The organism is Paenibacillus sp. P32E, from assembly GCF_001909085.1.
Taxonomy (GTDB): Bacteria; Bacillota; Bacilli; order Paenibacillales; family Paenibacillaceae; genus Paenibacillus_AQ; species Paenibacillus_AQ helianthi.
Map to the genome: position 1 here is coordinate 68,298 of NZ_LVYY01000003.1, position 14,745 is coordinate 83,042.

Annotated in this window: 15 protein-coding genes; 7 read left to right on the forward strand and 8 right to left on the reverse strand. The window is 52.8% G+C overall.

Annotation, left to right across the window (positions count from 1 at the left end):
• Nucleotides 1-3 precede the first annotated feature (3 nt).
• The 3 genes from A3848_RS04370 to A3848_RS04380 are packed head-to-tail and all read right to left on the reverse strand — an operon-like array spanning nucleotide 4 to nucleotide 3,165.
• Nucleotides 4-1,350 carry an ABC transporter substrate-binding protein gene (locus tag A3848_RS04370; RefSeq protein ID WP_074083742.1) on the reverse strand — a complete coding sequence of 449 codons (1,347 nt, stop codon included), beginning with the start codon at nucleotides 1,348-1,350 and terminating at the stop codon, nucleotides 4-6.
• Between the two features lie 34 nt (nucleotides 1,351-1,384).
• On the reverse strand, nucleotides 1,385-2,221 hold the full coding sequence (locus A3848_RS04375; RefSeq protein ID WP_074083861.1) for a carbohydrate ABC transporter permease: 837 nt from the start codon (nucleotides 2,219-2,221) through the stop codon (nucleotides 1,385-1,387).
• 38 nt (nucleotides 2,222-2,259) lie between these two features.
• Complete coding sequence (locus A3848_RS04380; protein ID WP_178381905.1) at nucleotides 2,260-3,165, reverse strand: carbohydrate ABC transporter permease; 906 nt, start codon at nucleotides 3,163-3,165, stop codon at nucleotides 2,260-2,262.
• A gap of 197 nt (nucleotides 3,166-3,362) precedes the next feature.
• On the opposite strand from A3848_RS04380, the gene A3848_RS04385 reads away from it, so the two are divergent.
• The 4 genes from A3848_RS04385 to A3848_RS04395 all read left to right on the forward strand — a co-directional run bounded on the left by A3848_RS04385 (nucleotide 3,363) and on the right by A3848_RS04395 (nucleotide 5,300).
• The gene (locus A3848_RS04385) at nucleotides 3,363-3,929 is read left to right on the forward strand and encodes a GbsR/MarR family transcriptional regulator (RefSeq protein ID WP_074083743.1); all 567 of its coding nucleotides are present in this window, start codon (nucleotides 3,363-3,365) and stop codon (nucleotides 3,927-3,929) included.
• Nucleotides 3,930-4,109: 180 nt separating this feature from the next.
• Nucleotides 4,110-4,238, forward strand: a complete 129-nt coding sequence (locus tag A3848_RS32780) for a hypothetical protein (protein WP_256702144.1) — start codon at nucleotides 4,110-4,112, stop codon at nucleotides 4,236-4,238.
• Nucleotides 4,239-4,265: 27 nt separating this feature from the next.
• On the forward strand, nucleotides 4,266-4,493 hold the full coding sequence (locus A3848_RS04390; RefSeq protein WP_244169709.1) for an EamA family transporter: 228 nt from the start codon (nucleotides 4,266-4,268) through the stop codon (nucleotides 4,491-4,493).
• 27 nt (nucleotides 4,494-4,520) lie between these two features.
• Nucleotides 4,521-5,300, forward strand: coding sequence for a helix-turn-helix domain-containing protein (locus A3848_RS04395; protein ID WP_074083744.1), 780 nt, complete (start codon nucleotides 4,521-4,523; stop codon nucleotides 5,298-5,300).
• Nucleotides 5,301-5,442: 142 nt separating this feature from the next.
• On the opposite strand, the gene A3848_RS04400 is transcribed toward A3848_RS04395, so the two are convergent.
• From A3848_RS04400 to A3848_RS04420, 5 genes are all read right to left on the reverse strand, one after another.
• The gene (locus A3848_RS04400) at nucleotides 5,443-7,635 is read right to left on the reverse strand and encodes an alpha-galactosidase (RefSeq protein WP_074083745.1); all 2,193 of its coding nucleotides are present in this window, start codon (nucleotides 7,633-7,635) and stop codon (nucleotides 5,443-5,445) included.
• A gap of 281 nt (nucleotides 7,636-7,916) precedes the next feature.
• Complete coding sequence (locus A3848_RS04405; RefSeq protein ID WP_074083746.1) at nucleotides 7,917-10,445, reverse strand: ABC transporter permease; 2,529 nt, start codon at nucleotides 10,443-10,445, stop codon at nucleotides 7,917-7,919.
• Nucleotides 10,442-11,143 (reverse strand): ABC transporter ATP-binding protein, encoded by a 702-nt coding sequence (locus A3848_RS04410; RefSeq protein ID WP_074083747.1) that lies wholly within the window; start codon nucleotides 11,141-11,143, stop codon nucleotides 10,442-10,444. The genes A3848_RS04405 and A3848_RS04410 overlap by 4 nt, the downstream gene beginning before the upstream one ends.
• A 93-nt stretch (nucleotides 11,144-11,236) precedes the next feature.
• Nucleotides 11,237-12,271 carry a sensor histidine kinase gene (locus A3848_RS04415; RefSeq protein ID WP_074083748.1) on the reverse strand — a complete coding sequence of 345 codons (1,035 nt, stop codon included), beginning with the start codon at nucleotides 12,269-12,271 and terminating at the stop codon, nucleotides 11,237-11,239.
• Complete coding sequence (locus tag A3848_RS04420) at nucleotides 12,268-12,954, reverse strand: response regulator transcription factor (protein WP_074083749.1); 687 nt, start codon at nucleotides 12,952-12,954, stop codon at nucleotides 12,268-12,270. The genes A3848_RS04415 and A3848_RS04420 overlap by 4 nt, the downstream gene beginning before the upstream one ends.
• A gap of 284 nt (nucleotides 12,955-13,238) precedes the next feature.
• On the opposite strand from A3848_RS04420, the gene A3848_RS04425 reads away from it, so the two are divergent.
• Genes A3848_RS04425 through A3848_RS04435 form a run of 3 tightly spaced genes read left to right on the forward strand, consistent with a single transcriptional unit; the run spans nucleotide 13,239 to nucleotide 14,745 of the window.
• Nucleotides 13,239-13,541 (forward strand): hypothetical protein, encoded by a 303-nt coding sequence (locus tag A3848_RS04425; protein WP_074083750.1) that lies wholly within the window; start codon nucleotides 13,239-13,241, stop codon nucleotides 13,539-13,541.
• A gap of 45 nt (nucleotides 13,542-13,586) precedes the next feature.
• On the forward strand, nucleotides 13,587-14,264 hold the full coding sequence (locus tag A3848_RS04430) for a PspA/IM30 family protein (RefSeq protein WP_074083751.1): 678 nt from the start codon (nucleotides 13,587-13,589) through the stop codon (nucleotides 14,262-14,264).
• Nucleotides 14,265-14,268: 4 nt separating this feature from the next.
• Nucleotides 14,269-14,745 (forward strand): PspC domain-containing protein, encoded by a 477-nt coding sequence (locus A3848_RS04435; RefSeq protein ID WP_074083752.1) that lies wholly within the window; start codon nucleotides 14,269-14,271, stop codon nucleotides 14,743-14,745.

Here is a 14,745-nt window from a genome sequence, read left to right on the forward strand (position 1 = left end):
CGCTTATTTTACTTTATCCAGTGCCGCCTGGGCGGTTTGCTGTGCCTCTTTCAGAGCCTCTGCCGCCGGAATATTCTCAATCTGCACCTTGTCCGCAGCGATGGTCAGCGCATCGTTGATTTTGCCGCCGGTAGGGTCCTGGAAGGGGGCAGAGGCGTGCGAGGCCTGCATCAATGGAATTTTGATCTGCGGATGGGTCTTGCTGAACGAGATGAATGCCGGATCTTTGAGCGCAGACTGGCGGACGGAAATATATCCGGTGTTAATCGACCAGAAGGCAGTATTCTCGGAGTTCGTGAAGTAGCTCAGCCATTTCATCGCTGCTTGTCTCTCGGCATCTCCGGCCTTGGCGGGAATACCGGCCATAATCGCCTGTGCCACCGGCTTGCCTTCGCCAGCCCCGGCCCAGCCTGGCTGCTCCATGGCTGAGACGATGCTGAAATCGAGATCGCCCTGGTCGCCGCTGGAGCCGATGTATCCGGCCGCTTGGCCCTTCATTACATCGTCAATGGTCTTGTACCAGTACTCCCAGCCTTGGCCGCCAGAGTGAATGCGCATGGTCTTGTCCTCATGAATCCATTTGCGGAACAGGTCCCAGGTTTCGATCCACTCAGGCGAGTCGATGGTTACCTTTGTGCCGTCTTCACTAAGAATGCTGCCGCCTTTGCTGAGTACGGCATCGATCATATTGCCCGAGCCCCACATGGGCTCCCAGCCGAAGAAGGTGGTTTTGCCGCCTTCTTTGACAGCCATTTTCTCAGCGGCTGCGGCCAGATCTTCCCAGGTTTTCAGCTGGCTGGCGTCGATGCCGCTTTTCTCGAAGGCATCCTTGCGGTAGTACATAACCTGGGTCGTTCCATACATGGGGAGAAAGTATTGCTTACCGTCAACCTGGCCCTGGCTCAGGAAGGTCTGGACAAAATCCTCTTTATGAAAATCCGGCTGCCGGGCGATCAGCTCATCCATTGGTGCGAAATAACCTTTGCGGGCCCAATCTATATTGGAGGAGAGCACAGCTGCAGGGACCTGACCGGTGGCAATAGCCGCCTGGAGCTTCCGCTCGGTTTCAGTGTAGTCTGCCTGCACAATACCTTTGACAATGACCTCCTGCTGCGAGGCGTTGAATTTCTGAATGAGCGATTCCATATTTTCGCCGAGCTTGCCGCCCAGTCCATACCAGAATTCAATGGTTACCGGTTTGCTTTGGGCTGGAGGGGCTTCTACGGCAGGGGCTGCGGATGCTCCGCTTGCCTCCGTAACCTTATCTGAAGCAGTATTTCCGCTGCAAGCCGTGAGTAATGAGAAACCGGCAATCATGGATACCCAAGGCAACCTTTTTAATACGTTCATCATCATTCTCCTCTTTGTTTGGAAATGTAAGATTTCAGCCTTTACTTGCGCCTGCGGTCATATTGACACTTTGCATAATCGTTTTTTGCGCCAGCAGGAAGACAAGCAGCAGCGGGGCGATGGTGAAGGCGCTGGCGGCCATGATTAGCGGCCATTGTAATCCGTATGCACCCCCTTCCACGAAAAAGCTGCGCAGGCCGGCCGAGACCAGCTGGAGGTCAGGGTCTTTGGTAATCAGCATGGGCCAGAAATAATTGTTGTATTGTTCAATGAAGGTAATCAGTGCCAGCACGGCAAAGGAAGATCTCGTAACCGGTACAAGCACCGTCCACAGAATCCGCATATGCGAGGCGCCATCCACTTCACCAGCCTCCACCAGCTCATGGGATACTTGAAGGAAAGCCTGTCTAATCAGAAAGATCGAGAAGATACTTACACAATTGGAAAGAATCAGACCGGCATACGAATTCAGCAGATGCAGCTCGGACAGCACAAGGTAGCCGGGCAGGTACACTGCTGTAGCCGGCACCATATATCCAAACAGAATTATGCCGGCAAAAAGCCCCTTTAGGCGGAATTTCATATGCGTCAGCGCATAAGCCATCATACCGGAATTGATGATCTGCAGAATGACGATGGAAGTGGCGACAACAATGCTGTTGCCCATGTACCTTGCGAACGGCGCTTCATTCCATGCTGCGGCAAAATTGCCCCAGAGCGGCACTTCGGGCCAGAGCGTAGGCGGAGTGCGCCAGATTTCATCATTTGTTTTCAGCGCGCTGGTAGCCATCCAGTAGAACGGGAAAGCCATCAGCAAGGCAAGCGCGGCAAAAAAAAGATGGCGGGCCGGTCCGCCCAGCCGTGTGAGCATACGCAAGCGTTGTGACCTCCTTTTCGGGTACATTTGGATTATTGATAGTGCGTAGTCCGCTTACTGACGCCAAAAGAAAATACGGATAGCAGCATGCAGATGACGATAAGAACGACAGCTACAGAGGAAGCCTCACCGATTTGGAAGGATTCGAAGGCGGACTGATAATACAGATACAGCAGCGTACGGGTGGAGCCGGAAGGGCCGCCCTGGGTCAGGACGTTGATCTGATCGTAGGCCTGAAGCGCCTGGATCAGCTGCACCACGAACAGAAACAGGGTAGTTGGGGAGATCAGCGGCAGCGTGATGCGAAAGAACTTTTGCGCCGCGCTTGCGCCATCAAGCTCCCCGGCTTCAAGCAGGTCTGAAGGCACATTTCTTAGCGCCACCAGATAGAAAATCATCGCCCAGCCTACCGATTTCCAGATGGTTACAAGCAGCACACCAATTAGCGCCCATTTGGGGTCCTGCAGCCAGCCTATTTGTTCTAGTCCAAGGAAATCCAGCACCGTATTGGCAAGTCCGACCTCAGGCTCATAGATCCACGACCACACAATAGATACGGCAACGGTCGGCGTGACCCATGGGGAGAACAGCAGTACCTGATAGAGCGAGGAGCCCTTCAGCTTGCGGTTCATCAGCAGCGCAAGACCAAGCCCCAGCAGGATGATCGGCAACACACTGCCAGCACAGAACAGCACGGTAACTCTCAGCGCTTTGTAAAAGGCCGGGTTGCTAAAGAGATCGAGGTAATTTTGCAGTCCGACAAAGGTTTTCTCCGGGCTCATAAAGTCCCATTCCGTGAAGCTGAGATACAGCACATACAGCAGCGGCGCCAGCCAGAATAGAACGAAGGGTACCATCGCCGGCAGCGTGAACAGTACGGGCTTCAAACCATTAACAACCTTTGAGCGTGTCATTGTTGTTCCAATACCCCATTCCATCACTTATGTTTTGCGGTATAATGCAGAGGAAAGCTCCTCTGTTCAAAAAAAATTGTACACTCAGAAGCGAAGCTTGTGGTCAAGCGGAAGTAAAGTTCGTTCGGAAATTGTGTAAAATTTGCAGAAAGGCTGCCGTGAAGCTTCAGTTTTGTGTAATGTAGAGAGAACAATTCTAATAAGAGTGAAGGTGCAGCGAGATGAAACAGGCCGCATTTGGCGAGGATAACCCGCATTTATCCCCACGGGAGCAATTGTTGCGCGGGGTGATTGATGCGATAGCACAAACGATGGATTTGTATGGAGCAAATTATTCTTTCGGGCAGCTCTACGGGATTATGTTCTTTGAGGACAAGCCGATGACGCTGGAGGAAATGAAGCAGGTCATGAATATGAGCAAAAGCAATATGAGCTACGGCGTCCGCTCCCTGATCGCTTCACGGATGGTGACTAAGCTGGACGAGAAACGCGAGCGGAAGGATCTTTACGCCGCTGAGACAGATTTCTTTCAGGCGTTCAAAAACTTTTTCACCCTGAAGCTTCAGCGGGAGATCGATGTGATGCAGCAGGCGATGGGTTCAGCGATGCCTGAGCTCCAGGCGCTGATTGACGCAGCAGACACTCCCGAAGAAGAGCGGGAAGCTTGCCTGCGGGATCTGGACAAGCTACGGCATGCAGTAGAGTATTACGCCTGGCTGCAGCGGTTTGTGTCCGGGCTGGAGGAAGGTGAACTCTTTGGCGGGGCCGGACTGCCCGGCAGGGAGTAGGGGCTGAGGCGGTTCCATTGGATGGACTGGATATCTAAATTCTGAAGCTGCTGGAAGAGAACGGAAGACTGCCCCACGAAGAGGTTGGCAAGCTGCTGCATATCCCGTGGCCCTAGGTGCGTCAACGAGCCGGCAAGCTGGATCGAAAATCTACTATATATGAAGATGGGTTTCATATATATGAAGAGAGGATGGTGGAGTGTGCAGCAGAAACCTGGTGTGAATTCGGGGTATATGATCGGCGTTGCGTTGTGGTCTGTGTGGAAAGTCGGTGACACATTCATGATTCAAATATCTGTGACCATGTAAGCAATCGGCTACACGGCCTATATCTGGTTGCTAAAAAACGCGTCCCTGGCTTCGACCTACGCCTTTGTCAACCCGGTAGTCGCTGTCATCTTGGGCTGGGCTATGGGGGGTGAACAACTTACCGTGAACACGTTGGCTGCTGCCGTTATCATTATCGCGGCCGTAGTTTTGGTGACCCTATTCCGCGGCAGGCCGCAAAAGACAGGAACTCAAGCAGCGCTTGATATACAAAATCAGCAGCAGTCGATACACTGAGGACATCACAGCCGAAGGGGTGGTAGCATGTTCGATATGCTAAAGACAGGCAGGAATATCGTTAGATTAAGAGGAGCCGCAGGACTTACGCAAATGGGGCTCGCGGATAAGCTGGGGATTAGCTATCAGGCGGTCAGCAATTGGGAGAGAGGCGCAAGCATGCCTGATATCTCCAAGCTCCCGGAGCTGGCGGAAATCTTCAATGTCGGCATCGACGAGATTCTGGGTGAAGGGAAGGGAACCCGGTTCATCGGGAGTGTGCTGGACAACACAACGGAGGATTATTTCCAGCAGAATGCCGTATCCGCCGTAGAGCTTTCGGAGATTGCGCCGTTACTTCAATCAGAGCAGATCGGTGAGGCTTTTGAGCATGTAAAAGAGAGTGCGGCTGTCAGCGATCTCCTCGCACTCGCTCCTTTTCTCAGTGAGGAATTACTAGATGAATGTGCGAAGCAGGCTTTTGAAAAAGAAGGCGCAGGAGCGCTGCCGCCGCTCGCTCCGTTTATCAGCGAGGAGATGCTGGATGAACTCGCCAAGGAGATTCTGGCTAAAGAGGGATCAAAAGCGCTGCCGCCACTCGCTCCGTTTATCAGCGAGGAGACGCTGGATGAACTCGCCAAGGAGATTCTGGCTAAAGAGGGATCAAAAGCGCTGCCGCCGCTCGCTCCGTTTATCAGCGAGGAGATGCTGGATGAACTCGCCAAGGAGGTCCTCGCCAAAGAAGGCGCAAAAGCGCTGCCGCCCTTGGCTCCATTTATCAGCGAGGGGATACTCAGCGAATGGAGTGCCCGAGCGTTCGCCAAATGACCGATGTCCGCTGCAGTGCAGGGGGTGCCCGATATCGCCTCCGCATCGTCTAACAGCCCCAACCCAAAACCGGCTATGCTGTCCCGATAAGGACGGCATAGCCGGTTTTGGGTTTCACCAATAATATACTTTTCTGTACCTGTTATTCTTCCACAGCCACAAAGTGGAACAGCTTGCTCTGGAAGTCGCCGTGCAGCTCCGGCAGGAGCAGTCCGGCATACATCAGCCGGTCGCCGCCATATACGTCGCCGGTTTCCTTCAACATATAGTCCTTCTCCGGGTCCAGCCCCTGAAGGCGTAGGCGCGGGCGGTTCGTATTCGGACTGGCCAGTACGCGGAAGTAGCCTGCCAGTGCTTCGGTCCGGCCTTCATTTACGAACATCCAGGCCGTTTCATTACCTTCAAACGGCGATAGGAGCCGGTACATGTCGCCTTGCTGGACAAGGGAACGGATTTCCTTGTAAAAGGCGACCTGGGCAGCCGCTTCCGCCTGTTCCTCTGGCGTGAATTGGGTCAGATCCAGCTCATAACCGAAGTTACCGGACATCGCCACGTCGCCGCGCATCGCAAGCGAGGTGTTGCGGTGCACCTGATGGTTCGGAACTGCCGAGATATGGGAGCCCATGCTGCTGGCCGGATAGACGATGCTGGTACCGTACTGGATTTTGAGGCGTTCCACGGCATCGGTGTCATCGCTGGTCCAGGTCTGCGGCATGTAATGAAGAATGCCGGGATCAAATCTGCCGCCGCCGCCGGAGCAGCTCTCGAACAATACATGCGGGAATTTGGAGGTGATTTCCTCCATTACCCGGTACAGCCCCAGCATATAGCGGTGAGCCGTTTCTCCCTGGCGCTCAGGCGGCAGGGCAGCGGAGCCGATCTCAGTCATATGCCGGTTCATATCCCATTTGACATAGGTGATTGGGGCTGATGCCAGCACAGTGCTGACCGATTCGATGATATAATCGCATACCTCCTGGCGCGACAGATCCAGAATCAGCTGATTTCGGGCCTGACTGCGTCTGCGGTCTTGTACATGCAGGCACCAGTCCGGGTGAGCACGGTACAGATCGCTGTCCGGCGATACCATCTCCGGCTCGAACCAGAGGCCGAACTGCATCCCGAGCCGCCGGACCCGTTCCACCAGATCGGGCAGACCCTGCGGCAGCTTGCGGGTATCCACGAACCAGTCGCCCAGTGATGTAGTGTCGTCGTCGCGGCGGCCGAACCAGCCGTCATCCAGCACGAACAGCTCGATGCCCAGCGCTTTGCCGGCACGGGCGATATCTTCGATTTTGTCAGCATCGAAGTCAAAATAAGTAGCTTCCCAGTTGTTAATCAGCACTGGACGGGGCTCGTCGCGGTACAGTCCCCGCGCCAGGCGGGTCCGGTACAGCCGATGGTAGGTCCGGGACATGCCGCCGATGCCCTGGTCGGAATAGACGAGCACCGCTTCGGGCGTCTGGAAGCTCTCGCCGGGCGCAAGCAGCCAGCGGAATCCAAACGGGTTGATGCCCATCGTTACGCGTGTAGTTCCATATTGGTCCACATCGGCATTCGCGCTGAAGCTGCCGCTGTAGACCAGGCTGAAACCGTAAGCCTCTCCGCTGTCCTCCACAGTCTGCGGGGACAGCAGGGCCAGGAACGGATTCTGCTGATGGCTGCTGGCGCCGCGTTTGCTGTCAATGCCCTGCCGTCCATTGTGCAGAGGGGCGCGAACGAGATGGCGTTCGCGGGCCCAGGACCCGGACAGCTGGATCAGCTCATAATTGTCATGCGGGAAATCGAGCGCTACCGATAAGGCGCGGTTCAGCTTCAGCGGTCCGCTGCCGGTATTTGTGAGCTGTGCAGAGCGGATGATGGAATCGAAGCCCTTCAGTATGCTATAGGACAGCACGGCACGCACGCCTGCTGCGGTATCCTCCAGTACAAGCTGCAGCGTTTCCGCTTCATCGCCGCTTTCCGCATATACGGCTGGCAACCCCTCCAGTGCAGGTTTACCCTTGAGAATGCTATGGGATACATAGGTGAGTTCCGTTACAGTCGAGCCGTTCAGCAGCTCAGTCTCATAGGCAGGCTCCCGGAAGTCCCCTGAGCCATACCCGGGATATTCCTGGGGGAGCGTGTCCAGGGAGAAAGCTGGCTCCTTGGGATCAACCGTACTGCTGAAGCCCATGGCTCCGGGACCGTACAAATCGGATAGGGCAGCGCCACGGATTTTTCGGCCCCAGTGCAGATGCACGGGATAGGCGCCGCGGACAAGGCCGAATACATAGCTGGTATTTGCAGTTTGCAGATGAAAGACTTGATGCTCGGCATCGTAAATGATGGACAAGGTAACAACCTCCTGGGATGTCTGCAGATTTAGAGTGGCGGATGCAGGGACGCATGATATACGCATCAGAATATAGATCATAATGTAAGCATGCCCACTGTCCGTCATAAGCCGCCATTACTGCACGCGGACAGTGGAGAGTCAGCCTCAGTATAAGTCGGTTCAGCACCTAAATCTATGGAGAAAAGCAGAGTCCATATGGACGAATGTCGTTTGTTTATAAAAGAACACTACCTCTTCTTGAGAACACTGAAGCCGTTTCTGCTCAAAAAAGCTACCTGCTAGGCCGTTTGCCGCAGTCGTTCCACAACCGTGGCCTTGCTAAGCATTCTATAGGAGAATAAGGTAACGGTATACGCAATCGCAGCCAGGACCGGAACGACCAGAATAAAGGGCAGCCAGCCCATATGGAAGACAGTAAAGGCCATGTTGTCCGCAATACTTTTGGAAATCCGGTAAGTCAGAAATACGCCTAAGGTCGAGGTGACCGACACGGTTAATAGCACATTGAACACCCCTTCGTACACCAGAACTTTTTTCAGTTGCCGCTTGGTCATGCCAATGCTCTCCAGCAGAGCGAATTCATTTTTTCGCGCAATGACTCCGGTAATCACCGTGTTGATATAATTAAGGACGCCAATGAGAGCAATGACGAAGCTGAGGCCGTAACCGATCGTCTGAAAAATACGGATAAATCCGCCAAGCTCCTGCCGATAGTCCTCTCTAGATTTGTAGGACAGTTCATCGCTTGATGCTGCAATAGATTTGGCGGTCTGCATAGCACTGTCGAGCTTGGCCGGGTCGACGTGGAGCGTTGCCGATAGAGCCATAGGCGGATCGCTTCCCGCAGGCAGCTCCCTGGTCAATTCTGAGGAAGGAAAAAAAGCATTATAGCCACAGGCTGTGAAGGATTGGGTAGTTGCGGCATAAAGAGCATCATTATGTAGAACAGCCATGACCTCATAGCTTTTGCCCAGACCCTCATACTTCACCTGGTCACCGGGATGGTAATAAGACTTGTAAGTATCCTCTGCCATGTTGGATTCGGTGATCAGCACATAGTTTCCGGAGGCGAATTTCTGCGGGTCAAAGCTGCCTTCAATGATATCCTTCTGCACCAGGTCATACCAGCCGGCATCCATGCCGTAGAGATTGAGCTGAATGAAGTTATTCTTAAGAACCGCTGCAAGAGCCGGGTCTGATGGAGCAGTCTCTGCCAAAGGCTTCAGCGCTCCAAGTATAGTGTCATCCATAGTATAGTTCTCAACTTTGAAATAGACACTGTCCACACGTTCAACACCGTCAATCTTCCCTAATGCGTCTATGAACGGCTTCGAAAGCTTATAGGGATCACCGGGCCGCTCGCCCGCGCTCTGCACGATAGCTCTGTTGCGGATAACTGCGTCACCGTTTATAAATGTGCTGAGGTACTTATTGACATCCAGCGATGAGATGACGGTAAAAATAATGCTGAACAAGATCATGCTTAAGGAGAGCGAGGTCAGCATAAGGAACAGCTTCCTTTTGTTGCGGAACAGGTTGGCGAAGGCCATGGCGTACAGCTGTGCCCCGCGTTTCGAACGTTTGTGCATCTTGCGCTTAGCGCTTACGCCTGCGAACCGTACAGCTTCTACAGGGGCAATCCGTGCAGCCATCCGGCCCGGCTTGCTTGCCGCGATCCATACCGTCAGGTAGGCGAACACGGCAGCCCCGACAAAGATCCACGGACTGGACGAATAAGCCGTTTCGGTGGGTTCGTCTGAAAAGCTGCCCAGCAGCGGAGACAACAACCGGCCCATCCCGTATCCGGAAGCGAGCCCGAAGGGCAGGCCGATCAGATACAGCACTTGGGACTGGATCGTAATGATTCTCTTGAGCTGCCTCGGCGTAGTTCCGATCGCCTTCAGCAGGCCGTAAAACTTGACATCCCGTACAACCGATATGTAAAAGATATTATAAATCAGCAAATATCCGCTTAGCATGATGATCAGAATGACCGCCAGATAAGGGACCAGATTGATGATATTTTCCGAGAGAGATGAAGCGGTGTAGGCCCAATTGATCCCAATTGGCACATCCAGGCCGGTATCCGCGAGCACTTTGTTCAGTTTTTTTTCGATATCCACGGCATTGTTGAACATTACGCTCAGTTCTGCGGTGTTCACATAGGTGTTGTTGGCCTTGTACTTTACCGGATCAATAGAGGACAGATTCTTCTGCACCCAAGCCTCAGAGACGAAAGCCAGTCCTGCCATCGACAAATTTTTGTCTGCCTCATAATATCCCGATACGATAAAATCCTGATGAATCACGCGCTCCCCGATATTAATATCCAGAGTCACCTGCTGGTCCAGCGCATGCTTGATGCCGAGCTTGTCCATCACCCAGGTATTCAGTACAACTTCATTCTCAGCGGCAGGCAGCCCGCCTTCGATAAAGTTAATAAATCCGTGCCTGGCGTAAGCCTCGTCGATCCGCTTAACCTCAACCGGGCTATCCTTGAAAACCCCATCCTCCAGGTCCCCTGCATTCAGGGAAACACCGTATTCCCGTATAGAGGGATGCTTCTTCAGGATCTCCACCTGGGCTGGGGTAAGATATTTGAAGCCTCCGTGAAAATCAGAGCCAACGGTTTTCATCTGGGTCAATTCCATGGATTTGTTAATGCTCAGGACCATGGTGAAAATGGAGGTGATGAGCAGGGTAGTCAGGATGACAGCGCAGATCACGGCCAGATTGCGCATCGGATTAGCTTTGAGGCTTTTCAGGGAGAGTCGGGTTACAATTTTACGGTTGTTTGTGCTGATCATAGCGGACTTGCTCCGCTGGAGGCAGCATGCCCTGAAACAATACGCCCGTCTTCAATGCGGATAATGCGGTCTGCGGTCTGGGCGATAGACTCGTTATGGGTAATCATGACAATGGTCTGATTGAATTTTTCACTCATCTGCTTCAGCAGAATCAGTACCTCCTGGCTGGTTTTGCTGTCAAGATTGCCCGTAGGCTCGTCCGCCAGAATGATCGAAGGTTTGGTGGCTAGGGCTCTGGCAATAGCTACCCGCTGCTGCTGGCCGCCGGAAAGATTGGAGGGCAGATTGTGGATTTTCTCCTGCAGGCCCAAAGCCCGGATCACTTCGTCCAGATAGGTCTGATCGATGCTGCCGCCGTCGAGTTCTATAGGAAGCAGAATATTTTCGAGTACATTCAGGATCGGTACCAGGTTGTAGCTCTGAAAGACGAATCCGACCGACCGGCGTCTAAAAATCGTCAATTTCTCATCGCTCATCGCGAAAATATCGTTGCCATCCACAAATACCTTGCCTGCCGTAGCCCGGTCGAGGCCGCCCAGCATATGCAGCAGCGTGCTTTTTCCGCTCCCGCTGGTGCCGACAATGGCCACAAACTCCCCTTTCTCCACGGACAGCGACACATCATCCAGCGCTTTTACAGTGGTCTGCGGATCTTTTCCATAATATTTCTTCAGATGTTCGATTCTCAAAATAGGCATGAGTAGGTCATTCCTCCATCATCTTGGGTTATTCCTTAAGATATCAGACCAATCTAACCGGGCAGTGTCTGAAATCTGTCAGGATTGACACCATTAGACCTGGGGGAGGAAGATCGAGAGCTTCGTACCTGTGCCGACCCCGGAGGCCGCTGTAATAAAACCTCCCTGGAGGCTGATAATTTTCTGCGTTAAATAGAGCCCAATTCCGATGCCTTCGTATTCCCTGGCGCTATGTCCCCGGTAGAACCGTTTGAAGATATGCTCAAGCTCATTCCCCGGAATCCCCATGCCTGTATCAGAGATATCAATACGAGTGAACATTTCATTGCCTTCGGCCGCAATCCGGATACTGCCGCCTGCTTCCGAATACTTCACCGCATTCTCCAGCAGGTTGAACAGTGCTTCGCTGGTCCACTTATGATCGTGGCGTGCTTTTGTCAGCGGATCACATGCAATTTGGACACTGATCCCCTTATTTTCCGCACGGGTATAGATGTGGGATACAGCGCTGGTAATCGTCGCAATAACAGGGGTGACCTCGCTCTGCAGGGTAATCATCCCCGTTTCCAGTCTGGATAATTTGACCAGTGAGGTGATCAGCCATTCGAGCTTTTCCGATTGCGACTCGATCTGGTTCAGCAGAAGCCGCGTATCTCCACCTAGATCAGGCGTTTCCGCAAGCAGCTGGCTGTAGAGCAGGATATTGGAGAGAGGGGTCTTGGTCTGATGGGAGATATCCGAGATGAGCTCCTTGATGGTGTTTTTTTCGGTTTCCAGATTCTGCTCATTCGCTTGGTTAATCTCAATGTAGCGTAATAATTTATGCTCCAGGGAAGAGAGACTGGTCTCGTCAAAATGGGTCAGCTTCTCCCGTCCATGAATCGCCCGGTCCACCATTTCATCTACTGAATTCATAAAGGCTGTAAGCTGCCGCCGCAGCATCCAGTTCCATAAGGCTCCCAGGATCAGCATACAGGATACGAAGAGGAGCGTCAGTTCCGTGAGTGCCGGCTGCTTCCCTTCCAGAAACATGACCCTTCCAGCGTAACCCGATACCAGAAGCACTAAGATTGCCGAAAAAATAAAGTTCGCCCGTTTGGAGCTCCGTACATCATTACGGCTGGTCATAGATTCGGTCTTTCCGCCCACATATACCCCAGGCCATAGACGGTTTTGATGTGTTTCGGAGCCGAAGGCTCGTCCTCGATCTTGGCGCGCAGCCGTTTGATAGCTACCGTAAGTGCGTTCTCATCCACAAACTCAGCCTCCTGCGACCAGATCTTGTCGATTAACTGTTCTCTGCCTAGAATCATGCCGGGGTTCGTAACCAGTATTTTCAGCAGCTTCAGTTCGGTTTTGCTAAGGATTAAGGGTTCTGAATTCTTATAAAATTCCAGCCGTCCAAAATCAAAGCTCAAGGGGCCGAGTGTGAACTTATCCCCGCCGCGGGAGGAAGCCCGTTTGAGAACGGCCATGACTCTGGCCCGCAGGATCATCAGACTGAAAGGCTTGGTAATATAGTCATCGCCTCCAAGCTCAAATCCAGTAACGATATCCGGCTCCAGGTCATTTGCGGTCAAAAAGATAATCGGTACCTGAGAGGTTCTACGGATTTTCTCACAGTAGTCTAATCCGCTTCCGTCAGGGAGATTGATGTCCAGAACGATCAGATCTATCTTAATAGAAGAAACGATTTGCTCCGCTGAGGCAATATCGTAGGCTTGCTGTATCGCAAAATCATTCTGGGCAAGGGTTAAGGCGATCCCTTTGTTCAGGCTTCGGTCATCTTCAACGATGAGTAGTGTCTTCATGGGTTATGCTCCTTTGCTGTGCCGCTTGCAAACAATAGCCAGATAAGGATGATTTCATGCTCCAGGCTGTTTACTTCCATATTATGTACAACGCTGCAGGATTACGCAATCCGAAGTTGGGGGTGCCGGAGAGTACGCTTTCCCCGTCCAGGCATCCTGCAGTCGCATAGCCTCCCCGACTAAGGTCCAGTACACAAAACCGTCCACGGTCTGTTTTGAAAGTCTGCGGTTTGCCCTAGAATAAGGCTATAAGGTTCAAGGTTAACGAAAGGCGGTGAGAAAAAATGCAAAGAAGACAAGGTAATGGACTTGCGGTTGTTCTGATCGTACTTGGAGCGATTATGCTGATGGGGATTGCCCTTCCGCTGATCCATGGAATGTTCAGACTCCTGTTCCCGGTATTGCTGGTTGTTCTCGGGTACTACGGAATTAAAAGCGGACGCAAGATTATCGGCTGGGTGGTGCTGTTCATCGGTGTCATGTCCCTGATCGCGAAGCTTTCCTGGATCATCGGACCGCTGCTCGGTATCGCACTGGTGGTTTGGGGCATCTCGGTGCTGAAGGGTAGAAAAAACGGAACATATTAAGCATTCAAGGTTACTTAATAAGAAGCAGGGAGGGAGCCGAAAATCATGAGTGTTTTTCGCCGCATGAGGGATATTACCGTAGCTAACTTAAATGAACGACTGGAACAGAGCCAGGATCCGGTGAAGCTGATCGATCAATTTCTACATTCAACCCGTGAGGAAATCGCCGAAGCCGAGAGGCTGTACCAGCAATATGCAGCCCATACGAAGCAGCTGCAGCAGCAGGTGAATCAGGCGACGGCCATGAGGAACAAACGTGAAGAGCAGGCGCTGCTGGCGCTCAAGGCTGGCGAGGATAACCTGGCTAAGCTGGCGCTTCAGGAAAAGATTATCCACGAGGAAAAGCTGGAGCAGTACAGCGGTCTGCTGGAGCAGAGCCAGCAATCACTTTTTGAGCTTGAAGGCCAGCTGAACGAGCTGAAAATGGAGTATCAGACGGTATACAGCAAACGCCAGTATTATGCAGCACGGATGGAGTCGCTGCGGTTGCAGCAGCGCATGAACCAAAGAGCCACGGCCTATGGCAATGGCGGTGACGTTCCCAAAATGTTCGGCCGGCTGGAAGACCGGATGAGCGATTGGGAGCTGGAAGCGAAGAGTCTGCGCGATCTGCGCCGCATGGGCCAGGAATACGCCATTCAGGCAGGAGAAACCGTGGCGACTGTACTCGAAAGAGAGATGGCCCGCCTGAAGGAGAAGCTGAACAACGATGGAAAGGAGTAGTTCTATGACCCGATTGTATCGTTCAACCCAAGATAAGGTGATGACAGGGCTGGCAGGTGGATTGTCCGAAACGCTCGGCATCGACTCCACCCTGTTCCGGATTCTGCTGGTGGTTAGTATTCCTTTTACAGGCGGAGCTACCATTCTTGCTTATTTTGTCGCAGCGCTTATTATACCCAAAGAGCCGACCCAGTATAATCCTTTCGGACCTGGACCCGGCGCGCCGGGTGGCCCTTATGGCGGCCCTTACTCAGGAAGACCTGAGCATGGACGCGGACCGCAGGGCCCTCACGGACAGGGCGGATTCGGCCCTTACGGTAGCCAGCCGGGCTATAACCCCGGTTATGATAAAGCGGGTGCCTATTCGGCACAAGACTCCGGTATTGATGCCATGATGAAGGATATTGAGAAGAAAGCCCTGCAAAAAGAAGTCGAAGAACTCAAACAAAAACTTGCCAAATACGAGAAGGGAGAAGTGTAA

What these genes read in the sequence shown, in the direction of transcription:
- A3848_RS32780 (WP_256702144.1), top strand. Translation starts at nt 4,110, where the DNA reads ATGAAGAGAGGATGGTGGAGTGTGCAGCAGAAACCTGGTGTGAATTCG.
- A3848_RS04420 (WP_074083749.1), bottom strand. Translation starts at nt 12,954, where the DNA reads ATGAAGACACTACTCATCGTTGAAGATGACCGAAGCCTGAACAAAGGG.
- A3848_RS04415 (WP_074083748.1), bottom strand. Translation starts at nt 12,271, where the DNA reads ATGACCAGCCGTAATGATGTACGGAGCTCCAAACGGGCGAACTTTATT.
- A3848_RS04395 (WP_074083744.1), top strand. Translation starts at nt 4,521, where the DNA reads ATGTTCGATATGCTAAAGACAGGCAGGAATATCGTTAGATTAAGAGGA.
- A3848_RS04425 (WP_074083750.1), top strand. Translation starts at nt 13,239, where the DNA reads ATGCAAAGAAGACAAGGTAATGGACTTGCGGTTGTTCTGATCGTACTT.
- A3848_RS04370 (WP_074083742.1), bottom strand. Translation starts at nt 1,350, where the DNA reads ATGAACGTATTAAAAAGGTTGCCTTGGGTATCCATGATTGCCGGTTTC.
- A3848_RS04430 (WP_074083751.1), top strand. Translation starts at nt 13,587, where the DNA reads ATGAGTGTTTTTCGCCGCATGAGGGATATTACCGTAGCTAACTTAAAT.
- A3848_RS04435 (WP_074083752.1), top strand. Translation starts at nt 14,269, where the DNA reads ATGACCCGATTGTATCGTTCAACCCAAGATAAGGTGATGACAGGGCTG.
- A3848_RS04405 (WP_074083746.1), bottom strand. Translation starts at nt 10,445, where the DNA reads ATGATCAGCACAAACAACCGTAAAATTGTAACCCGACTCTCCCTGAAA.
- A3848_RS04410 (WP_074083747.1), bottom strand. Translation starts at nt 11,143, where the DNA reads ATGCCTATTTTGAGAATCGAACATCTGAAGAAATATTATGGAAAAGAT.
- A3848_RS04375 (WP_074083861.1), bottom strand. Translation starts at nt 2,221, where the DNA reads ATGCTCACACGGCTGGGCGGACCGGCCCGCCATCTTTTTTTTGCCGCG.
- A3848_RS04385 (WP_074083743.1), top strand. Translation starts at nt 3,363, where the DNA reads ATGAAACAGGCCGCATTTGGCGAGGATAACCCGCATTTATCCCCACGG.
- A3848_RS04380 (WP_178381905.1), bottom strand. Translation starts at nt 3,165, where the DNA reads ATGGAATGGGGTATTGGAACAACAATGACACGCTCAAAGGTTGTTAAT.